This window comes from Streptomyces sp. NPDC030799 (genome assembly GCF_055572255.1).
Genome location: NZ_JBVIDS010000007.1, coordinates 15,804 through 36,651 on the forward strand (window position 1 = coordinate 15,804; position 20,848 = coordinate 36,651).

A 20,848-nucleotide genomic window follows, 5' to 3' on the forward strand; every position below is an offset into this window, starting at 1 on the left:
GTTCGTACCCGGTGCTGCGTCTAGGGAGGCGTGCAGCGTCAAGGCTCCATCGGCGGCAGCGCCGCGATCCGCATCCGGGTGACAGGGGGTGTCCTCCTCGTCGCCCACCTCGCCCTCGTCGCCTGGCTGATGCTGCGACCGCTGGACGTGCCCTGGGTGACACCCCCCAACCTGCACCCCCTCGCCGGCATCCGGGCCGATCTGGCCCTGGGCTGGCCGCGGGCCGCGAGACCCCTCGGCGAGGGACTGGCACTGCTGGCCCCGCTCGGCGTGCTGCTGCCGATGGCCCACGGCAGGCTCGCCGTCTCCCCTCTCGCCTCCCTGATCCGTACGGCCGCCGCGGCCGCCCTGATCTCCCTCGGCATCGCCCTGCTGCAGACCGGCGTGCCCGGCCGGGTGGTGGACGTCGACTCGGTGCTGCTCAACACCTCCGGTGTGATCCTGGCCCATCTGCTCGTCGTGCCCGCGGGCCGCGCCCGGCTGCGCCGGCGGGAGGCGCACGAGTACGCCGGGACCGGGGCCGTCACCGTCCAGGAGGAGCTGTCTCAGGGGCGTACCCCGACGATTCCCAGGGTCGGAATAGCTCCGTAGAGTGACGCTTCGCCCGCTTCGTCTCCGTATCGTCGAAGACAGCTGAAGACACCTGACGACAGCGAACCGACGACCACCGAGGAGTCGACATGAGCACCCTTGTCCGTCCCACCCATGGCCGCATGCTCGGCGGAGTGTGCGCAGCGCTGGCACGGCGCTTCGGCACCTCCGCGACGACGATGCGGGTGATCTTCCTGCTGTCCTGTCTGCTGCCCGGCCCGCAGTTCCTGCTCTACATAGCCCTGTGGATCCTGCTTCCGGCGGAGGACAAGACGCGTACCGCCTGGTGACCGCCGTACGCGAAACGCCGTCGGGGCGCTCCCGGAGCTGACCGGGGCGCCCCGACGGCGTCATAGCGGCAGTCGGTGTCAGCCGAGCGAGACCCCGTCGACCGGCAGACCGCGCGTGGGCAGGCTGCGCGTGGGCAGGTCCTGGACCGGCAGTCCGCCGAGGCGGCTGTGCACCGGCGCGGTCGCTCCCTGCTTCAGCGCGCTCTCGACGGCCGGCTGCGCGGCGGCCACGCCGGCCCCCAGGGCGTCCTGCCCCCGCGTGAGGGCGTCGGCGGCACCGGGCTGCGCCGTGCCGGCGTTCTCGGCCGGCAGCGTCCTGGTGACGCCGTCCAGCGCCGGGGCGGTCGGCACCGCCGGGGCCGCGTGGGCCGCGCCCGCACCGACAGCGGCGAAGGCAGCACCGAGAGCGGCGACACCGAGGGTCCTGACAGCAGAGTGCTTCATGGGAAATGCGTCCTTGCCATGAGGGGACGGAACAAAAACGATGAACGGTCCACGACCGTAAACACGCCCGATCGCCCGCCGCAAACACCGAAATGCGGACGGCTTGTGAACCCCCGTTCACAAGCCGCGCCCCCAGCGAGCCGCCCTTATCCCGCCGAACCGACAGAACCCCTGGTGGAGGCCGTTTGCTGAAACAGCCATTCGGATTTCAGTTCCGCATATCCCGGCTTGACGACGTCATTGATCATCGCAAGTCGTTCATCGAAAGGAATGAACGCCGATTTCATTGCATTGACCGAGAACCACTGCAGATCGTCGAGCGTGTAACCGAACGCCTCGACGAGACGCTCGAATTCCTGGCTCATACTCGTGTGCGACATCAGCCGGTTGTCGGTGTTCACCGTGGCCCGGAAGTGGAGCCGGCGCAGCAGCCCGATCGGGTGCTCGGCGTAGGAGGGCGCGGCCCCAGTCTGCAGATTGGAGCTGGGGCACAGCTCCAGCGGGATGCGCTTGTCGCGGACGTAGGACGCCAGCCGGCCGAGTCGCACCGAGCCGTCCTCGCGGACCTCGATGTCGTCGATGATCCGTACGCCGTGCCCGAGCCGGTCGGCGCCGCACCACTGCAGCGCCTGCCAGATCGAGGGCAGTCCGAAGGCTTCGCCGGCGTGGATGGTGAAGTGGTTGTTCTCGCGCTTGAGGTACTCGAACGCGTCGAGGTGCCGGGTGGGCGGATAGCCGGCCTCGGCACCGGCGATGTCGAAGCCGACCACGCCCAGGTCCCGGTAGCGGTTGGCGAGCTCGGCGATCTCCAGGGAACGGGCCGCGTGCCGCATGGCGGTCAGCAGGGCGCCGACCCGGATGCGCCGGCCGCTCTCCCGGGCGATCCGCTCGCCCTGCCGGAACCCCTCGTTGACGGCCTCGACCACCTCCTCCAGAGTCAGCCCGGCGTCCAGGTGCTGCTCGGGGGCGTACCGCACCTCGGCATAGACGACCCCGTCCTCGGCGAGGTCCTCGGCGCACTCGCGGGCGACCCGGATCAGCGCCTCCCGGGTCTGCATCACGCCGACGGTGTGCCTGAAGGTCTCCAGATACCGTTCCAGCGAACCGGAGTCGGCGGCCTCGCGGAACCAGATGCCCAGCTTGTCCGGATCGGACTCGGGAAGCCCCGAGTAGCCGGTCTGGTGGGCGAGTTCGACGACGGTTCCGGGGCGGAGCCCGCCGTCGAGATGATCGTGCAGCAGAACCTTGGGTGCCCGGCGGATCTGGTCCGGCGTCGGGACGGCCCCACTTGGCGCAGTCTGGCTCGTCATTTCCGCACTCTAACGCCTACGCGCGTAGAAGGACCGGTGAACGCGGCGCCTCTTTCCCAGCACTTTTCCGGCGCTTTCCCGTCGATACGCAACGGTGACCGCACGTACGGGTTTCGTACACCGCCCCTTCTGACACTGTTCTGTCATGGGACAGCAAGCGACACCGGTCCGAACGGCCGGGCTGGGGAAGGCAATCGGCCCCGTGCCGACGGGGGTGAGCGGAGCGGTGCTGCTGCTCCCCGGCGGGGAGGAGGTCTCCGCCCGCCGGCCGTCCCCCGTGCGGGCGACGATCGCGCTGCGCTCGCTGGGCCGGCGCATCGCGCGGGCGGGCCGGGCCGAGGGGCTGGCCGTGCACACCGTGCGGTACCGCTACCGGGGCTGGAACGGCAGCGAGGCGCACCTGGCGGTGGACGCCGAGTGGGGCGCCGACGAGGTCGTACGGCGGTACGGGGATGTTCCCGTGTGCCTGGTCGGAGTGGACATGGGCGGCCGGGCGGCGCTGCGGGCGGGCGGACACGAGGCCGTCAACTCCGTTGTGGCGCTGGCCCCCTGGCTGCCGGAGGAGGATGTCGCCGCACCCGTCGAGCCGGTGAAGCAGCTGGTGGGGCGGCGGGTGCTGATCGTGCACGGCACGAACGACGAACGGACCGATCCCGAGCTGTCGTTCCGGTTCGCCGCGCGGGCGAAGAAGGCGAACCGGGAGGTGTGCCGGTTCGAAGTGCATTCCGAGGGGCACGGGTTGTACGGGCACCGGGACGAGGTCGCTTGTCTGACCGTTGATTTCATGATGGGGGCGTTGTTCGGGCACTCCGTGTCCCGGCCTGTCGAGGATGCGCTCGCGGCGCCGCCGCCGATCGGGCTTCGGATGCCGTTGGCTGTGGGGTTCGGCAGGTCGTTGCGGCGGTAGAGCTCGGGGCGGGTTGCGTCCCTCACGTCGGCAGCAAGTTGCCCCTTCTCGACAGCAGGAACTTCTTGAAGGCGGCCACCGGTGGGGTGTCCGGGCGGTCGGCCGGCCACGCCACGCCGATCTCGCGGACCGCTCGCGGAGCCGTGACCGTCAGTTCCACCACTCCCGGCCGGGCGACCGTGGGCGGGGGCAGCAGGGCGACCCCCAAGCCCGCCGCCACCAGACCCCTCAGCGTCTCCGCCTCCTCGCCCTCGAAGGCGACCTTGGGGCGGAAGCCGGCCTCGCGGCACAGGGTGTCGAAGATGCGGCGCAGGCCGTAGCCGGGCTCCAGGGTGACGAATGTTTCCTCGGCGGCCTCGGCGAGGCGGATGCGGCGGCGGGTGGCCAGGCGGTGGTCGGCGGGGACGACCAGGCGGAGCTTCTGTTCGTCCAGGCGACGGGCGACCAGGTCGGGGGCGTCGGGGACGGGTGAGGTGAGGCAGAGGTCCAGCTCACCGGCGCGCAGACGTTCCAGCATGGCCTCGCCGTAGTTCTGCACCAGGCTGAAGCGGACGCGCGGATGGTCGGCGCGGAAGGCGTGCAGGAGGCCGGGTACGGTCTCGGCGCCCATGGTGTGCAGAAAGCCGAAGGCGACCTTGCCGGTGGCGGGATCGGCGTCGGCGCGCACCTCCTCGGCGGCACGCTCGATCTCGGCCAGGGCGCGTTCGACGGAGGTGAGGAAGGTGCGGCCGGCCGGGGTCAGGGAGACCGTACGGCCGTGCCGGGCGAAGAGGTCGACGCCCAGGTCCTGCTCCAGGCGGGCCATCGCGCGCGAGAGCGTGGACTGCGGGACGTTCATCTCGTGGGCGGCCCGGGTGACGTGCTCGGTGCGGGCCACGCCCGCGAAGTACGCGAGGCGCGGCGCGAGCACCCGCGACATCTCAGACATGTCTTCTGTGTCACCGGACGGTGACAGGCGGGCCTGTGAGCTCTGCTGATGCGGCATGGGAACGATTATGGCGAATTCATGCATTGGACGGATGAGACAGGCCCTCGTACGGTCGAAGCATGTCTCCCGCCAGTACCGGGGCGTCCACCACCGTGGGCGCCGCAAAGCCCGTCCCCGCCGTCGACTCCCCCGCTTCCGACTCCCGTATGACCCCGGGCGGTCCCAGCTACCGCCGGATGAATCTCGCCCTCTTCCTCGCCGGAGTCGCGACCTTCGCCCTCCTGTACTCCACGCAGGCACTGCTGCCGCTGATCTCCGGCGAGTTCGGCGTCGCGGCGAGCGAGGCGAGCTGGACCGTGGCGGCCGCGACCGGCGGACTGGCGCTGTTCGTGCTGCCCATGAGCGCCCTGTCGGAGCGCTTCGGGCGCCGAACGGTGATGACGGCCTCGCTCGCCGTCGCGGTCACCGTCGGCATGCTGGTGCCGTTCGCGCCGTCGATCGGCGCACTGGTGGCGCTGCGGGCGGTGCAGGGCGCGGCGCTGGCCGGTCTGCCGGCCTCGGCGCAGGCCTATCTGGCCGAGGAGGTCCGGCCGAAGGCGCTGGTCACGGCGATCGGCCTGTTCGTCGCGGGCAACAGTGTCGGCGGCATGAGCGGCCGGGTGATCACCGGCTGGGTGGCTCAGGAGTGGGGCTGGCGGGTCTCGGTCGGCGTGATCGGCGCGGTCGCGGTGGCGTGCGCGGTGGCGTTCCGGCTGCTGCTGCCGGCCCCGAAGCACTTCAAGGCGGGCTCGCTGCGGCCCCGCGTGCTGCTCGGCACGGTACGCGACCACCTCGCCAATCCGCTGCTGCGGCGCCTGTACGCGATCGGCGCGCTGTTCATGACCGTGTTCGGCGGTGTCTACACGGTCATCGGCTACCGGCTGACGGAGGAACCGTTCGGGCTGCCGCAGGGCATCGTCGGCTCGATCTTCCTGGTCTACCTGGTGGGTACGGTGTCCGCGTCCACGGCGGGCCGCCTGGTGGGCCGGCTCGGCCGCCGGGGCGCGCTGTACCTGGCGGGCGGTACGACGGCGGCGGGCCTGCTGCTCTCGGTGGCGCCCTCGCTGCCGCTGGTCCTGCTGGGACTGGTGCTGATCACGGCGGGCTTCTTCGCGGGCCACGCGGTGGCCTCTTCGGCGGTCAGCAAGACGGCCACCCACGGCCGCGCACAGGCCTCGGCCCTGTACCAGTCGATGTACTACGTCGGCTCCAGCGTCGGCAGCACGGCCGGCGCGACGGCGTTCCACGCGCAGGGCTGGGGCGGCACGGTCGCGGTGGGCCTGCTGGCGGTCGTCGGGGTCGTCGCCATCACGGTGCTGGGCACCCGGGCGGCGCGGGTGGCGGCGCGACGCGAGCCGGTGGCCGACGCCCGCTGAAGCGCCCCGCTCGGGCACCGTCCGACCTGTGCCTTTTCCCGCTCGGAGGGCCGTTGTCAGTGCCCTGCGGTAGCTTCCCAAGTGGCGCATAGGTGTGCCGCGGGAACGGCCACAGGGGTGGGTGGACGATGGGCGACAGCACGGCGACGGCGGACCTCGGCGTCGCACTGGAGAAGCACCGGACCGAGCTGACCGGGTACTGCTACCGGATGCTCGGCTCCTCCTTCGAGGCCGAGGACGCGGTGCAGGACACCCTGGTCCGGGCGTGGCGGAGCTACGACAAGTTCGAGGGCCGCTCCTCGCTGCGCTCGTGGCTGTACCGGATCGCGACGAACGTGTGCCTGGACATGCTGACGGCGGGCAACAAGCGGGCGCGGCCGATGGACCTCACCGAGTCGACCCCGCTCGCCCGGGCGGCCCTGTCGCCCCGGCCGGACCACACGTGGCTGGAGCCGATGCCGGATGCGCGGGTGCTGCCGACGGTCGAGGACCCGGCGGAGGCCGCCGTCGCCAAGGAGTCGGTCCGGCTGGCCTTCATGGCGGCCCTCCAGCAACTGCCCCCCAAGCAGCGGGCGGTGCTGATCCTGCGCGAGGTGCTGGCCTGGAAGGCGAGCGAGGTCGCCGAGCTGCTGGACACCACGGTCGCCTCGGTCAACAGCGCGCTGCAGCGGGCGCGGGCCACGCTCGCGGAGCGCGCGGACGCGGGCCGGGAGGGCGCGGTGTCCGACCCGCTCGACGAGGAGCAGCACAGGCTCCTGGAGCGCTATGTGAAGGCGTTCGAGGGGTACGACATGACGGCGCTCACGGCGTTGCTCCACGAGGACGCCGTGATGACGATGCCGCCGTTCGACCTGTGGCTGCGCGGCCCGGCCGACATCACCGGCTTCATGACCACCCTCGGCGCCTCCTGCGCGGGTTCGCGTCTGCTGCCGGTGCAGGTGAACGGCCTGCCGGGCTTCGCGCACTACAAGCCGGACGCGGAGGACGGCGGGTTCAGCCCCTGGGCGGTGCAGGTGCTGGAGCTGTCAGACGGCCGGATCACCGGTTTCCACTGCTTCCTCGACACCAAGCGCTGGTTCCCGCTCTTCGGCCTGCCCCTCCATCTGGAAGCGGAGGCCGACGAGGTCGAGCAGGGCGGGTAGCGCGGGACCGGGGTCACGCAGCCGGATGCGCCCACCGGCGCGTCGGGCGGCCAGCTCCAGCCGCGCCAGCAGATCCACGACGGCCAGCCCCGGCGGCCCGAGCCCGCCCAGATCGCAGACGACGACGTGGGCGCCGCTCCCCGCCAGCAGCTCCTGTACCCGGGCGCACAGCTCCGCCACCTCGTCGCGGGTGGCGGAGCCGGGCAGCACGAGCACGGCGGGTTCCATGGCCTTCACATGCGGTAGACCGGCGGGCCGGGCGCAACTCATCGGCACGGATCACATTGACCAGCCCCCTCTTCGCCTCGGAGGGTTGGCCCTGTGACGGGGGTGCTGAGCGGGTTCGCGGTGATCGCGGTCGTCATCGGGGTGGGCTATGTGCTCGGGCGGCGCGGCACGCTCGGGGCGCAGGGCGGTGAGGTGCTGACGAGGCTGGCCTTCATGGTGGCGGGCCCCGCCCTCCTCTTCACGACTCTCGCGCGCGCCGACCTGTCGGTGCTGTTCTCCGCCCGCCTGCTGGTGACGGCGCTCAGTACGGCCGCCGTGTCCGGGATCTTCGTGGCGGCCGGCGTGCTGCGGCGCTGGGGTGTGGGCCGTACGACCATCGGCGCCCTGTGCTCCGGTTACGTCAACTCGGGCAACCTCGGCATCCCGATCGCGGCGTACGTCCTGGGCGACGCGTCCCTGGTGGCGCCGGTGCTGCTCTTCCAGGTCGTCCTGGTGACCCCGGTCGCGCTCACCGTCCTGGACCTGTCCGGCATGGGCGAGAAGGGCACGGTGTGGCGGCGCCTGCTGACACCGCTGCGCAATCCGATAGCGGTGGGCTCGCTGTCGGGGGTCGTGGTGTCGGCGGCGGGCTGGACGGTCCCCGGCCCGCTGATGAACCCCCTCACGCTGATCGGCAACATGTCCGTCCCCGCGGCGTTGCTGGCCTTCGGCATGTCGCTGCACGGCAGTCCGGCCCCCGGCCGGGGGCGGGACCGTCAGCTGGTCCTGCTGTCCGTGGCGTTGAAGTCACTGGGCCAGCCGCTCGCGGCCTGGGCCCTGGCGAGCGGCGTCTTCGGCCTGCACGGCGCACCCCTGCTGGACGTGGTGGTGACCTCGGCCCTCCCGGCCGCGCAGAACCTGTTCACGTACGCCGGCCGCTACCGCGTGGCCGAGGGCCTGGCCCGTGAGTCGATCCTGCTGTCGACTGCGGTGTCGGTGCCCGTGTTGGTGGGGGTGGCGGCGGTGCTGGGGTGACGTCCGGTCGGTCGACGGGAAACTCCCCGGTGTCGATCGTCAGGTCGCACGGCGGTGCGTCACCGGTCCCAGCATGCCGAAGGGGACCGGCGGCGGTCCACCGGTCCCCTTCGCCCGAAAGAGAAATCCCCTGGTCAGGCGATACGTTCCAGCACCACCGGCGACGGCGTGAAGTCGGTTCCCGGCGCCGCGATGTCGTAGGAGCCCTCCACCGCCTGCAGCGCGTACTCGAAGCGCTCGGGGGTGTCGGTGTGCAGGGTCAGCAGGGGCTGGCCCTCCTGAACCGTGTCGCCCGGCTTGGCGTGCATCTCCACGCCCGCGCCCGCCTGCACCGGGTCCTCCTTGCGCGCCCGCCCCGCGCCCAGACGCCAGGCCGCGACACCGATGTCGTACGCGTCGAGGCGGGTCAGGACTCCGGAGGCCGGAGCCTTGATCACATGCTGCTCCTTCGACGTGGGCAGCACGGCGTCCGGGTCGCCGCCCTGCGCCGCGATCATCCGGCGCCAGACGTCCATCGCCGAGCCGTCGGCCAGGGCCTTCGCCGGGTCGGCGTCCTTGATCCCGGCCGCGTCCAGCATCTCGCGGGCCAGCGCGATCGTCAGCTCGACCACGTCCGCCGGGCCGCCGCCCGCCAGGACCTCGACCGACTCGCGGACCTCCAGGGCGTTGCCCGCCGTCAGGCCGAGCGGGGTCGACATGTCCGTCAGGAGGGCCACCGTCTTCACACCGTGGTCCGTGCCGAGGCCCACCATCGTCGAAGCAAGCTCACGGGCGTCCTCGATCGTCTTCATGAAGGCGCCCGTGCCGACCTTGACGTCCAGCACCAGGGAGCCCGTGCCCTCCGCGATCTTCTTGGACATGATCGAGGACGCGATCAGGGGGATCGCCTCGACCGTTCCCGTGACGTCGCGGAGCGCGTACAGCTTCTTGTCCGCCGGGGCCAGGCCGTCGCCCGCCGCACAGATCACCGCGCCCGTCGTGTCCAGGACGTGCAGCATCTCCTCGTTCGACAGCAGGGCGCGCCAGCCGGGGATCGACTCCAGCTTGTCCAGCGTGCCGCCGGTGTGGCCGAGGCCGCGGCCGGACAGCTGCGGGACCGCCGCACCGCAGGCCGCCACCAGGGGGGCCAGCGGCAGGGTGATCTTGTCGCCCACGCCGCCCGTCGAGTGCTTGTCGGCCGTCGGGCGGGACAGGGACGAGAAGTCCATGCGCTCGCCGGAGGCGATCATGGCCGCCGTCCAGCGGGCGATCTCGCGCCGGTTCATCCCGTTGAGCAGGATCGCCATGTTGAGCGCGGCCATCTGGTAGTCGGCGACCTCGCCCCGGGTGTACGCGTCGATGACCCAGTCGATCTGTTCGTCGGTCAGCTCGCCGCGGTCCCGCTTGGTGCGGATGACGGAGATGGCGTCCATGGCCATGGCTGGTGGCTTCCTTCCGGGAGGTGCGAAGTGCACGGCCCCCCTGCGAGCGGGGCAGGGGGGCCGTACGGCGTTACTTGGTGAGATGGTCCGGGCCGAAGGCCTGGGGCAGCATCTCGGACAGCGTCAGGACGCCCGCGGGGGTGTCCAGGAGGAGGTCCGGGCCGCCGAACTCGTACAGCAGCTGACGGCAGCGGCCGCACGGCACCAGCAGGGCGCCCTCGCCGTCCACACAGGTGAAGTGGGTCAGGCGACCGCCGCCGGTGCGCTGCAGGTCCGAGACCAGGCCGCACTCGGCGCACAGCCCGAGGCCGTAGGAGGCGTTCTCGACATTGCAGCCGGTGACCGTGCGACCGTCGTCGACCCGGGCCGCCACGCCGACCGGGAAGCCGGAGTAGGGGGCATAGGCGTGGGTCATCGCCTCCCGCGCCACCTCCCGCAGCGCCTCCCAGTCGAAGCCGGCGGCTCGCTGCGTCACTTGCCCTGGCCCTTCCGGTAGCGCATGCCGTCCGCCTTCGGCATCCGCAGGCGCTGCGCCGACAGGGACAGCACCAGCAGGGTGACGACGTACGGGGTGGCGCCCACGAAGTCGCTCGGGACCTCGTCGGTGAGCAGGTACCAGACCAGCACCAGCGCGGCCATCACCAGGCTGATCACGCCCTGCAGCATCGCCTTGCGGTACAGCTTCCAGCCGGCCAGGGCCACGAGCAGGACGACCAGCAGGAGCAGCAGCGCGTGCACGGTGGTACCGCCGTTGCGCAGCTGGAGCGCGTCGGAGTAGCCGAACAGGCCGGCGCCCATCGCCAGGCCGCCCGGGCGCCAGTTGCCGAAGATCATCGCCGCGAGGCCGATGTAGCCGCGGCCGCCGGTCTGGCCCTCCAGGTAGGTGTGGGACGTGACCAGGGCCAGGAAGGCGCCGCCGAGGCCGGCGAGGCCGCCGGAGACGGCGACCGCCGCGTACTTGTAGGTGTAGACGTTGACGCCGAGCGACTCCGCGGCGGTCGGGTTCTCGCCGCAGGAGCGCAGCCGCAGACCGAACGAGGTGCGCCACAGGACCCACCAGCTGGCGACGAAGAGCACCGCGGCCAGGATCGTGACCACGGACAGGTGGGTGATCAGGCCGCCGAGGATGCCGGCGAGGTCGGAGACCAGGAACCAGTGGTGGTTCTCGATCGTGTGCAGGCCGTCGGAGAGGCCGGGCACGGTGACGTCGGGCAGCGGCTCCACCGGCGGGGACTGCTTGGGGTTGCCGCCCGCGTCGGCCGCGCTGCCGCCCGCGAAGAACAGCTTGGCGAGGTACTGGGTGGCACCCAGCGCGAGCAGGTTGATCGCGACACCGGAGACGATGTGGTCGACGCCGAAGGTGACCGTCGCGACTGCGTGCAGCAGGCCGCCGAGGACACCGAAGCCGATGCCGCACAGCAGGCCCAGCCAGGGGCTGGTCTGCCAGCCGATCCAGCCGGCGCCGAAGGTACCGAGGATCATCATGCCTTCGAGGCCGATGTTGACCACACCGGCGCGCTCGGACCACAGGCCGGCGAGACCGGCGAGCCCGATCGGCACGGCGAGGCCGAGGGCGGCGCTGATCTGCCCGGCCGAGTCGAGGTCCTGCGAGCCGGTGATCATGCGGACGGCGGCCAGGAGCAGCAGCGCACCCGCGACGATGACGAGGATCTGGCCGAGGGAGCGGCCCGAGCGCTGCGGCGCGCCCGCCGCCTTGGGCGCCGCGGGCGGCGGCGTGTCGGTCATCGTGGCAGTCATCACGCCACCTCCTGCTTCTTCGACGTGGCGGCGGCCTGGGCGGCGAGTTCCGCGCCGACCTTCTGCTGCTGGCGCTTGAGGCCGTAGCGGCGTACGACCTCGTAGGCGATGACGACGCACAGCACGATGACGCCCTGGATGACGCCGAGGATTTCCTTGTCGTAGCCCTGGAATTCCAGGTGGTTGGTGGTGCGCTCCAGGAAGCCCCAGAGCAGGGCGCCGAGCGCGATGCCGACCGGGTTGTTGCGGCCGAGCAGCGCGATGGCGATGCCGGTGAAGCCGATGCCCGCCGGGAAGTCGCTGCTGAACTGGTAGCTGTCGTTGAGCAGGGTCGGCATGCCGATCAGGCCGGCCACCGCGCCCGAGATGATCATGCTGGTGACGACCATCTTCTTGACCGACACACCGCTCGCGGTGGCCGCGCTCTCGGACTGGCCGACGGTGCGCAGGTCGTAGCCGAACCGGGTGCGGCCGAGCACGAACCAGTACGCGATGCCGACGATCACGGCGACGAAGATGAAGCCCCACAGCACACCGGCCGGGCCGGTGTCGATGCTGAAGAAGTGCGAGGCCGACGGCAGCGGCTTGGTGGCGACGACGGTGCCGCCCTGCTGGAGCTGGGCCAGCTTTCCGGGCTGCAGCAGGTAGGCGATGATCGCGGTGGCGATCGAGTTCAGCATGATCGTCGAGATGACCTCGCTGACGCCGCGGGTCACCTTGAGCACACCGGCGATGGCCGCCCACGCCGCGCCGGTCGCCATGGCGCACAGCAGGATCAGGACGATGGAGAGCCAGCCGGGCAGGGTCAGCGCACCGCCGAGGACGGCGGCGAAGAACGCGGCGAGCCGGTACTGGCCGTCGACGCCGATGTTGAACAGGTTCATCCGGAAGCCGATGGCCACCGAGACGCCCGCGAGGTAGTAGGTGGTCGCCTTGTTGAGGATGTAGACCTGGCTGTCGCTGGCGAAGCCGTAGGTCAGCATGTCGTTGAAGGCGGGGCCGGGGTTCTTGCCGGTCGCGAGGATCACCAGGGCGGTGACGACGAGCGCGGCGACGACCGCCAGCACCGGCGCGGCGATGCCGAGGAACAGCCGCTCCTTGTCGATCCGTGAGGTCAGCTTGTTCATCGCTCGTCGTCCTCTGTGTGCTCCAGGTGGCCGGTGGCCGCACCCGTCATGGCGGAGCCCAGCTCTTCGGGGGTGATGGTGGCGGGGTCGGCGTCGGCGACCAGGCGGCCGCGGTACATCACCCGCAGGGTGTCGGAGAGGCCGATCAGCTCGTCCAGGTCGGCGGAGATCAGCAGTACGGCCAGGCCCTCGCGGCGGGCCTCGCGGATGTAGTCCCAGATGGCCGCCTGCGCGCCGACGTCCACACCGCGGGTGGGGTGGGCGGCGATGAGCAGCTTGGGGTTGTGGCTCATCTCGCGGCCGACGATCAGCTTCTGCTGGTTGCCGCCGGACAGCGAGGCCGCGGTCACGTCGATGCCGGGCGTGCGGACGTCGTACGCCTCGACGATCCGCTCGGTGTCGGCGCGGGCCGCCTTGATGTCGAGCAGTCCGCCGCGCGAGTTGGGCTTCTCGGTGACGTGGCCGAGGATGCGGTTCTCCCACAGCGGCGCTTCCAGCAGCAGGCCGTGGCGGTGGCGGTCCTCGGGGATGTAGCCGATGCCGGACTCGCGGCGGTCGCGGGTGGCGGCGTGCGAGATGTCGGTGTCGTCGAGCGTGATCACGCCGGTGTCGGGGTGGCGCATGCCCATGATCGCCTCGACCAGTTCCGACTGGCCGTTGCCCTCCACACCGGCGATGCCGAGGACCTCGCCCTTGTGGATGGTGAAGGAGATCTGGTCCAGGATGATCCGCTCGATGCCCTCCAGGTCGGTCTGCGCGAGGTGCAGGCCTTCGACCTTCAGCATCGGGACGTCCGTGACGGTGGACTCCGCGGTCTCCGGGGTGGGCAGTTCGCTGCCGACCATCATCTCGGCGAGCTGCTTGGGGGTGGTGCGGGACGGCTCGGCCGTGCCGACCGTCGTACCGCGCCGGATGACGGTGATCTCGTCGGCGACGGAGAGCACCTCGCCCAGCTTGTGGGAGATGAAGATGACGGTGAGGCCCTCGGCCTTCAGCTCGCGCAGGTTGTCGAAGAGGGCGTCGACCTCCTGCGGTACGAGCACGGCCGTCGGCTCGTCCAGGATGAGGGTCTTGGCGCCGCGGTAGAGGACCTTGAGGATCTCCACGCGCTGGCGGTCGGCGACGCCCAGCTCCTCCACGAGGACGTCGGGGCGGACGTTCAGGCCGTACGCGTCGGAGATCTCCTTGATCTTCGTGCGGGCCTTGCCGCCGATGCCGTACAGCTTCTCCGCGCCGAGGACGACGTTCTCCAGCACGGTGAGGTTGTCGGCGAGCATGAAGTGCTGGTGCACCATGCCGATGCCGCGGGCGATGGCGTCGCCGGGGTTGTGCAGGACGACCTGCTCCCCGTTGATCGTGATGGTGCCCTCGTCCGGCTGCTGCATGCCGTAGAGGATCTTCATCAGGGTGGACTTGCCGGCGCCGTTCTCACCGCACAGGGCGTGGACGGTGCCCGTGCGGACCGTGATGTCGATGTCGCGGTTGGCGACGACGCCGGGGAAACGCTTGGTGATGCCGCGCAGTTCGACGGCAGCGGGAGGGCTGGACGCGTTGATGGCGCACTCTCCTCGGGGAAAGGGGCTGCGTAGGGGAGGTGGCAGGCGTCGGCGACGCTAGCGCGGCAACTCCACGCTACACGCGTAGAGTTGACACATTGTTATGGCTCGGCGGGGGGCTCCGGAAGGCGCCCCCGCGCCGAGCCTCACGTCCCACGGTACGGCCGGTGCACCGATCGGCGGACCGGCCGTACCGACTGGGTCACGGGTTCGTCTTGACCTTGATCTTGCCGTCGACGATCTTCTTCTTCGCGGCGTCCAGCTTCGGCTGAATGTCGTTGATGAAGCCGCCGCTGGTGGCCAGCGAGACGCCGCCCTTGGCCAGCGAGTAGACGTTGTTGCCCGTCAGCGGCTTGCCGTCCTTGACGGACTTGATGAAGTCGTACACACCGACGTCGACGTTCTTGACCATGGAGGTCAGGATCGCGCTCTTGTACTGGGCGAGACCCGGGATGTTGTACTGGTCGGAGTCCACACCGATGGCCCAGGCGCCCTTGGCGCCGTGCACGGCCTCGATCGCGCCGTTGCCGGAGGAGCCGGCGGCCGTGTAGATGACGTCGGCACCCTTGTCCAGCATGCCCTGCGCGGCCTGCTGGCCCTTGTCGGGGCTGGAGAAGCCGGAGAAGTCCTGGCCGTGGGACAGGTACTGGACGTCGACCTTGACCTTGGGGTTGGTGTCGTGCACGCCCTGGACGTAGCCCGCCTCGAACTTCTTGATCAGCGGGTTGTCGACACCGCCGATGAAGCCGACGTGGTCCTTCTTGGTCTTCAGTGCGGCGGCGACACCGGCCAGGTAGGAGCCCTGCTCCTCGGTGAACGTGATGCTGTTGACGTTCTTGGCGTCCACGACCGAGTCGACGATGCCGAAGTTGGTCTTCGGGTACTTCGCGGAGATCTTGGTGACGGCGGGGGCGTAGGAGAAACCGACCGCCACGATCGGGTTGTAGCCCGCCTGGGCCAGGTCCGACAGGCGCTGCTCGCGGTCGGCCTCGGTGTCGGAGGTCTTCGCGGTCAGCTCCTTGATGGAACCGCCGAAGTCCTTGACCGCCTTGTCGGCACCGCGCGCGGCGGAGTCGTTGAAGGAACGGTCACCACGGCCGCCGACGTCATAGGCGAGGCCGATCTTGACACCCTTGCCGCCGCCGGAGGAGGACGACGGGCTGGTGTTGTCGGAGGACGTGCTGCCACACGCGGTGGCAGTCAGTGCGAGGGCTGCGGTGGCGGCACACGCAGCGGAAAGCTTGGCTACCCGGCGCACGGGAGGCTCCTTCACCTGACCTGAGCGCCGTGTCGGCGCTTGATGTGAGCACCATGCCAGTGCCCGGGCCGGAACGCCCCATCGGCGTCGGCTTCGCGGCATCGTAACGCGCGTAGATGTCGCAAAAAACCCCCTCTCGAAGCCGTTATCGATTCGAGGCAAACAGCATCTGAACTCGGGCTCTCGGCCCTCTCATGCCGTCGTTGCGCACCGTGTACGAATGGCTTGCGAGCGTGTTGCGCCGGCCAGGGGAACGGCCCCCGCAGGGGCCGCATGCTCAGCCCCGCACGCCGTTCGGCTCCAGGAAGGCCGCCGCCGTGAACATCTCCACGCCGACCCTGATCGCGTCCTCGTCGGCGTCGAAGTCGCCCTGGTGGAGATCGCGCACCGTGCGCTCGCCGGGCCGGCGCACCCCGAGGCGGGCCATGGCGCCGGGCACGTGCTCCAGATACCAGGAGAAGTCCTCACCGCCGAGGCTCTGCTCGGTGCTCTCGACTGCGTCCCGGCCGCGCCGCGCGGCCATCGCCCGGCGCAGCAGGTCGGTGGACTCGCGATCGTTGACGACCGGCGGCACCCCGCGCACATAGGTGATCTCGGACTTGGCCCGGTGCAGGGTGGCGACCTCGTCGATGGCGGCGTGCACCATGTCCGGGGCCTGCCGCCAGGCCTCCAGGTCCAGGCAGCGCACGGTTCCGGACAGCTCGGCGTGCTGCGGGATGACGTTCGGCGCGTGGCCGGACTCGATCCGTCCCCAGGTCAGCGCCAGCCCGGCCCGGGTGTCCACCCGGCGGGCGATCAGCGCTGGCACGTCGACGGCGACCCGCGCGGCAGCGGTGACCAGGTCGGTGGTCAGATGCGGCCGGGCGGTGTGTCCGCCGGGTCCGTCAAGGGCGATCTCCAGCCGGTCGCAGGCACTGGTGATCGCGCCGTGGCGCAGCCCGATCTTCCCGGCGTCCACCCGGGGGTCGCAGTGCACGGCGAGGATCCGCTCGACCCCCTTCAGCACCCCGTCCTCGATGGCGTCCAGCGCGCCGCCGGGCATGACCTCCTCGGCGGACTGGAAGAGCAGCCGCACCGGCCGGGGCAGCAGGCCCTTGGCGTGCAGGTCGGCGAGGACCAGGCCCGTGCCGAGCACCACCGTCGTATGCACGTCATGACCGCACGCATGCGCCCGGTCGGGCACGGTCGAACGGTACGGGCAGTCGGTCTTGGTGTCCGGGATGGGCAGGGCGTCGATGTCCGCGCGCAGTGCGAGCAGCGGTATGGCCGACCGCTCACCCTCCGCGAGCCCGATGTCACACACGAGTCCGGTGCCCTTGGCGAGCACCCGGGGCCGAAGCCCCGCCTGCTCCAGCCGCTCCTTGATCGCGGCGGTCGTACGGAACTCCTGATTGCCCAGCTCAGGGTGCATGTGCAAGTCGCGACGGAAGGCGACGAGTTCGGCGTGCAGCGCTTCGCTCAGCACGCCGGGGAGCACATCCCCCGCGAGGCCGGCCTCGGACTCTAGGGACATCAATTGCTTCACCCTCTGAAGGGTAGGACGCCCGGCTGGTCAACTACCCCTCGATCAACAAAACTTCAGCCCGTTAGGGGAAGAAAATCTGACCGGCGGACGCATGGCGGCGGACTCTGATGGGTAAAACCCTTGTTTCCTCCTTCCACGGATACCACGCCTCGGCGCACTCACGCTCGCCATGTCCACGAACCGGACCTCAGCGCGGCCCGCGTCCGACTAGCGTGCGCACACGTGAGCGACACGAGCGAGACCTTCCTGCAGACGACCCGCACCTCCTACGACGCGATCGCCAAGGACTACGCGGCCCGGTTCCCGGCCGGTGACTGGCACCCGCTGGACCGCAGCCTGATCACCGCGTTCGCGGAACTGGTCACGCAGGCCGGCCCGGCCCCCGTGGCCGACCTGGGCAGCGGCCCCGGCCACGTCACCGCGCTCCTGGACGAGCTGGGCGTCCCGGCCTTCGGTGTCGACCTCTCCCCCGCGATGGTGAATCTGGCCCGCGGCACCTACCCGCAACTGCGCTTCCACGTCGGCTCGATGACGTCCCTGGACCTGCCGGACGCCACCCTGGGCGGCATCCTCGCCCTGTACTCGACGATCCACGTCCCCGACGACCGCCTCCCGGCGGCCTTCGCGGAATTCCACCGCACCCTGCTGCCCGGCGGCCACGTGCTCCTCGCCTTCCAGACCGGCGCGGACCCCGGCCATCTGCACCTGCCGGAACGCTTCGGCCACGAGATCGACCTCGACTATTACTGGCGCACCCCGGACCAGATCACCGGCCTGCTGACGGAGGCGGGCCTGGACCTGGTCGCGACGGTGCGCCGGGAGCCGGCGGGGGAGGAACAGCGGCCGCGGGGGTTCGTGCTGGCCCGCAGGCCCGGCGGCGGGGCCTGAGCCCGCCCGGCTGGGGTGCGGCGTCGCGCCAGAGGGTGACGTACCGGCCGGCGCTGGTGCTCGGTGACTGTCCCCGGTGGGTCACGAGGGCGGCCGTGGGGTGGCCACCGCTTTGGACGAGATGGCCGATGACTCCGACGGCGAGCACGAGGGCTCCGGCGAGACAGCCGAGGAGGACCGCGGTCCTACGGCTCCGGGCACCGGCCGCCGGCTGCCCGTGCTGTCCCGTCGGCGGCGGTACGGGCCGGGCGGTCTGCGTCGGAACCTGGTGCACCCCGGTCGACTGCTGAGGCGCCGGCACCTGCGGTACGGCGGCCGTCGGGGAGTAGGAGGGGGCGGCGGCGGATGCGGGGGTGCTGGGAAGCGGCAGCGGCCGTCGGCAGATGCAGGGCGTGATGGGAAGCCGCGGCAGCCGTCGGCAGATGATGGGGCGCCTGGTGGCGCCCGGTGATCGCCGCGGTCACCGGCATCGGCAGCCAGTCCTCGTGGCGGCGCAGCTGTGTGACGCCGGACGCGGTGTACAGAGGGCCAGGACCTCGGTGAGGGACGGGCGCGCGTCCGGGTCCTTGGCAGGCAGCGTCGTACGAGTTCGGTCAGCTGCGCGGGCAGGCACGACGAGCGAGTTCCTGACGCGTCGTGCCGGTCCCCGTGCCGTTGTCGGTGCCCCCCGCTAGAGTCCCGTTCCAAGATCCGTACAGCGAGATCCAAGGGGGAATCCGCCATGGCCGATACCGACCGCACCGCATACGAGGGTTTCACAGCCGAGGAACGGGCCGCGATGAAGGAGCACGCCCGGGAGCTGAAGACAGCGGCCCGGCGCAGCTCGCGTGCGGAGAAGGCGGCGCAGGCAGAGCAGGACGTGCTCGCGAAGATCGCCGAGATGCAGGACTCGGACCGGGTCATGGCGGAGCGCGTCCACGCCGTGATCACCGCCAATGCCCCGGGGCTCGCGCCCAAGCTCTGGTACGGGATGCCCGCGTACGCGCTGGACGGCAAGGTCGTCTGCTTCTTCCAGAGCGCGGAGAAGTTCAAGTCGCGCTACGCGACGCTCGGCTTCAGCGACCAGGCGAAGCTGGACGAGGGCACGATGTGGGCGGCCGGCTTCGCCCTGACCGAGGTGACTGCGGAGGTGGAGGAGCGGATAGCGGCCCTCGTGAAGCGGGCCGTGGGCTGAGGCGCACGCCCGCCGACGCCGTGCTGGAGGAGTGGGCCACCGGCCGGGCACCCGCTGGGCGCCTGGCCTGACGCCGACTGCCGCTCATTCCAGCCAGGTTCCGTCGCGCATGATGACCCTGCCGCGCAGTTCCGGCTCGCCGCGCCAAGCGCGCACGGTCTTCGGCACCACACGGATGTACACGAAGGAGCCCTCCTCCGCGCGCGGGTCCCACCCGTACTTGGCAGTGAACGCTTCCGCTGCGTCTGCGGGCACGTTCTCGTCCGGAAAAGTCTCCGCCTCGCCCTGGATGAGCACCACGTCGAGGGTGTCCGGCAGCGCCAGGCGCACACGGGGCTCCGTGCGGAGGTTCCGTGCAGTCGCGGACGTGGCACCGGTGCACAGCCACACCGCTCGCCCATCCCACAGGAACCACAGGGGCACCTGGTGCGGTCCGTGATCGGGGTGAGCCGTTGAAAGCCACATGTCCCGCTCGTCGACGAGCCGTTCCAGAGTGTCTCGCCTGCGTTCGCCTGCCTGGCGATGAATGATCCCCGTGGTCCGCATGAGTGCCGACCCTAGCCAGGGGGATGACGGCGCGCATGGGGCGAGGGACCTACTCCCAGCGACCGATAAACGGGTTGGGCCGGCCGACCCACGCTGATACCGTCTGGGCAGCCGTGAGAGAACGCGAGGAGGTGAGACCCATGAAGGCGGTATCGGTGTGGGTGCTCCCCCTGTTGGTCACGGTGGGCGGTTGACGTAGGTGTCGCCGGGAGCGCCTCAAACAAAGGCACTCCCCGAGAGGCAACACCTATGAACTCTGTGCACTTCACTTCAGGCGCGAGTAGCCACGCGGTCGTGGTCACGCGCATGTCGGACACGCTGTGGCACGCCGTGGAGGACGACCGTACGGTCGGCCGCGGCGACGCTTCGCTGCGACCCGACGGACGGCTCTTCATCAGCATCGACGCATGGCACGGCACGACCTTCGACCGCATCGCCGACACGATGCTGGAGGACCTGCCCACACCGCTGTACACCGTGGTCGACGAGGCCGACCAGGACTCGACGTCCGCCTGGGAGCGGGCCGGTTTCACCGCGGCACGCCGCGAGTGGGGCTATCTGGTGCCCACCGACCCAGCGGTCACCGGACTCGGCTCGGTGCGGCCCCCGTCAGGCGTGACGATCGTGCCCGCCGGTGCGGCGGAGGAGGGCCGGCTGCGCACCCTGGACCGCATCGTCCGCGACGAGGTAGAGGCCGCCGTCGGATGGCAGACGATGCCGGCCGAGGTGCTGCCCCGCCCGGCGGGGACCACCGTGGTCGACCCGTCGAAGTACGCGGTGGCACAGCACGCGGACCAGTACGTGGGGCTGGTCCGGGTGGCACCGCTGCCCCGGCAGCCACGGATCGGGCTGATCGCTGTCCGGGCCGACAGGCACCGCCGCGGCATCGCCCGGGCACTGCTGGCGCACACGCTCGGTTCGCTGCACCGCTCCGGGACCGCTGCGGCATGGGCCGAGGTGGACGAGTCCAACGCGGCGGCCACCGCCCTGTTCGAGAGCATCGGTGCCCGGCGCACCGCCGGCACCCTGGAACTCGTCCGCCGCTGACACCCCGTCACATACGCAGTCGCACAAAGAGAGAAGTGAGAGACCATGACGAAAACAGCAGGGGGCGTGGAAGTCGAAGGCACCGTCGTCGAATGCCTCCGCAACGCCACCTTCAAGGTGGAGCTCGAAAACGGGCACATGGTGCTGGCCCACATCAGCGGGAAGATAAGGAAGAACTACATCAAGATCCTGCCGTACGACCGGGTGCTCGTGGAACTCAGCCCGTACGACCTCACCCGCGGCCGGATCCGCTACCGGTACCGGTCGTAGCGGAAGGGA

22 protein-coding genes are annotated in these 20,848 nt (G+C 70.7%); 10 read left to right on the top strand and 12 right to left on the bottom strand.

Annotated elements, in window-relative coordinates:
• The first annotated feature begins 30 nt into the window (after window positions 1-30).
• Window positions 31-591: a VanZ family protein gene (locus ACZ41I_RS18605; RefSeq protein WP_399763925.1), complete on the top strand. Its 561-nt coding sequence runs from the start codon at window positions 31-33 to the stop codon at window positions 589-591.
• Window positions 592-680: 89 nt separating this feature from the next.
• Window positions 681-881, top strand: coding sequence for a PspC domain-containing protein (locus ACZ41I_RS18610; protein WP_468514601.1), 201 nt, complete (start codon window positions 681-683; stop codon window positions 879-881).
• A 78-nt stretch (window positions 882-959) separates the two neighbouring features.
• Here the strand turns inward: ACZ41I_RS18610 and ACZ41I_RS18615 are convergent, their stop codons facing one another.
• Window positions 960-1,325 carry an ATP-binding protein gene (locus tag ACZ41I_RS18615; protein WP_468324627.1) on the bottom strand — a complete coding sequence of 122 codons (366 nt, stop codon included), beginning with the start codon at window positions 1,323-1,325 and terminating at the stop codon, window positions 960-962.
• Window positions 1,326-1,471: 146 nt separating this feature from the next.
• Complete coding sequence (locus ACZ41I_RS18620; RefSeq protein ID WP_363216905.1) at window positions 1,472-2,635, bottom strand: adenosine deaminase; 1,164 nt, start codon at window positions 2,633-2,635, stop codon at window positions 1,472-1,474.
• A gap of 145 nt (window positions 2,636-2,780) precedes the next feature.
• Here ACZ41I_RS18620 and ACZ41I_RS18625 point away from each other — a divergent pair, with 145 nt between their 5' ends.
• Window positions 2,781-3,542 (top strand): alpha/beta hydrolase family protein, encoded by a 762-nt coding sequence (locus tag ACZ41I_RS18625; protein WP_363216906.1) that lies wholly within the window; start codon window positions 2,781-2,783, stop codon window positions 3,540-3,542.
• A gap of 22 nt (window positions 3,543-3,564) precedes the next feature.
• Here the strand turns inward: ACZ41I_RS18625 and ACZ41I_RS18630 are convergent, their stop codons facing one another.
• Complete coding sequence (locus ACZ41I_RS18630; protein WP_363216907.1) at window positions 3,565-4,527, bottom strand: LysR family transcriptional regulator; 963 nt, start codon at window positions 4,525-4,527, stop codon at window positions 3,565-3,567.
• A gap of 62 nt (window positions 4,528-4,589) precedes the next feature.
• Here ACZ41I_RS18630 and ACZ41I_RS18635 point away from each other — a divergent pair, with 62 nt between their 5' ends.
• Window positions 4,590-5,885 (top strand): MFS transporter, encoded by a 1,296-nt coding sequence (locus ACZ41I_RS18635; RefSeq protein WP_468514602.1) that lies wholly within the window; start codon window positions 4,590-4,592, stop codon window positions 5,883-5,885.
• A gap of 128 nt (window positions 5,886-6,013) precedes the next feature.
• Entirely contained in the window at window positions 6,014-7,027 is a 1,014-nt protein-coding gene (locus ACZ41I_RS18640; protein ID WP_468324633.1) for a sigma-70 family RNA polymerase sigma factor, read from the top strand.
• Here ACZ41I_RS18640 and ACZ41I_RS18645 read toward each other — a convergent pair.
• Window positions 6,911-7,255 carry an STAS domain-containing protein gene (locus ACZ41I_RS18645; protein WP_399763912.1) on the bottom strand — a complete coding sequence of 115 codons (345 nt, stop codon included), beginning with the start codon at window positions 7,253-7,255 and terminating at the stop codon, window positions 6,911-6,913. The two genes, ACZ41I_RS18640 and ACZ41I_RS18645, sit on opposite strands and share 117 nt — an antisense overlap.
• 93 nt (window positions 7,256-7,348) lie before the next feature.
• Between ACZ41I_RS18645 and ACZ41I_RS18650 the strand changes: the two genes are divergently transcribed.
• On the top strand, window positions 7,349-8,269 hold the full coding sequence (locus ACZ41I_RS18650; protein ID WP_363216912.1) for an AEC family transporter: 921 nt from the start codon (window positions 7,349-7,351) through the stop codon (window positions 8,267-8,269).
• A 134-nt stretch (window positions 8,270-8,403) separates the two neighbouring features.
• Here the strand turns inward: ACZ41I_RS18650 and ACZ41I_RS18655 are convergent, their stop codons facing one another.
• The 7 genes from ACZ41I_RS18655 to ACZ41I_RS18685 all read right to left on the bottom strand — a co-directional run bounded on the left by ACZ41I_RS18655 (window position 8,404) and on the right by ACZ41I_RS18685 (window position 16,902).
• Complete coding sequence (locus ACZ41I_RS18655; RefSeq protein ID WP_468514603.1) at window positions 8,404-9,687, bottom strand: thymidine phosphorylase; 1,284 nt, start codon at window positions 9,685-9,687, stop codon at window positions 8,404-8,406.
• A gap of 73 nt (window positions 9,688-9,760) precedes the next feature.
• On the bottom strand, window positions 9,761-10,165 hold the full coding sequence (locus ACZ41I_RS18660; RefSeq protein WP_363216914.1) for a cytidine deaminase: 405 nt from the start codon (window positions 10,163-10,165) through the stop codon (window positions 9,761-9,763).
• A complete protein-coding gene (locus ACZ41I_RS18665; RefSeq protein WP_399763903.1) occupies window positions 10,162-11,448 on the bottom strand; it encodes an ABC transporter permease in 1,287 nt (428 codons plus the stop codon). Before ACZ41I_RS18665 ends, ACZ41I_RS18660 begins: the two co-directional genes overlap by 4 nt.
• Window positions 11,448-12,575, bottom strand: a complete 1,128-nt coding sequence (locus ACZ41I_RS18670) for an ABC transporter permease (protein WP_363216916.1) — start codon at window positions 12,573-12,575, stop codon at window positions 11,448-11,450. The genes ACZ41I_RS18665 and ACZ41I_RS18670 overlap by 1 nt, the downstream gene beginning before the upstream one ends.
• Window positions 12,572-14,098: an ABC transporter ATP-binding protein gene (locus ACZ41I_RS18675; RefSeq protein ID WP_399764830.1), complete on the bottom strand. Its 1,527-nt coding sequence runs from the start codon at window positions 14,096-14,098 to the stop codon at window positions 12,572-12,574. The genes ACZ41I_RS18670 and ACZ41I_RS18675 overlap by 4 nt, the downstream gene beginning before the upstream one ends.
• Window positions 14,099-14,333: 235 nt before the next feature.
• Complete coding sequence (locus ACZ41I_RS18680) at window positions 14,334-15,389, bottom strand: BMP family protein (RefSeq protein ID WP_399763899.1); 1,056 nt, start codon at window positions 15,387-15,389, stop codon at window positions 14,334-14,336.
• Window positions 15,390-15,666: 277 nt separating this feature from the next.
• Window positions 15,667-16,902, bottom strand: a complete 1,236-nt coding sequence (locus tag ACZ41I_RS18685; RefSeq protein ID WP_399763897.1) for an amidohydrolase — start codon at window positions 16,900-16,902, stop codon at window positions 15,667-15,669.
• 234 nt (window positions 16,903-17,136) lie between these two features.
• On the opposite strand from ACZ41I_RS18685, the gene ACZ41I_RS18690 reads away from it, so the two are divergent.
• Together ACZ41I_RS18690 and ACZ41I_RS18695 are read left to right on the top strand one after the other, a co-directional pair.
• Window positions 17,137-17,802 (top strand): class I SAM-dependent DNA methyltransferase, encoded by a 666-nt coding sequence (locus ACZ41I_RS18690; protein WP_468324644.1) that lies wholly within the window; start codon window positions 17,137-17,139, stop codon window positions 17,800-17,802.
• Window positions 17,803-18,523: 721 nt separating this feature from the next.
• A complete protein-coding gene (locus ACZ41I_RS18695) occupies window positions 18,524-18,976 on the top strand; it encodes an iron chaperone (protein ID WP_363216921.1) in 453 nt (150 codons plus the stop codon).
• 84 nt (window positions 18,977-19,060) lie between these two features.
• On the opposite strand, the gene ACZ41I_RS18700 is transcribed toward ACZ41I_RS18695, so the two are convergent.
• Window positions 19,061-19,522 carry a pyridoxamine 5'-phosphate oxidase family protein gene (locus ACZ41I_RS18700; protein ID WP_363216922.1) on the bottom strand — a complete coding sequence of 154 codons (462 nt, stop codon included), beginning with the start codon at window positions 19,520-19,522 and terminating at the stop codon, window positions 19,061-19,063.
• Window positions 19,523-19,771: 249 nt separating this feature from the next.
• On the opposite strand from ACZ41I_RS18700, the gene ACZ41I_RS18705 reads away from it, so the two are divergent.
• Both ACZ41I_RS18705 and infA read left to right on the top strand, forming a co-directional pair.
• A complete protein-coding gene (locus ACZ41I_RS18705; protein ID WP_468514604.1) occupies window positions 19,772-20,569 on the top strand; it encodes a GNAT family N-acetyltransferase in 798 nt (265 codons plus the stop codon).
• Between the two features lie 45 nt (window positions 20,570-20,614).
• Entirely contained in the window at window positions 20,615-20,839 is a 225-nt protein-coding gene (gene infA, locus ACZ41I_RS18710) for a translation initiation factor IF-1 (protein WP_363216924.1), read from the top strand.
• The last annotated feature ends 9 nt before the right edge of the window (window positions 20,840-20,848 follow it).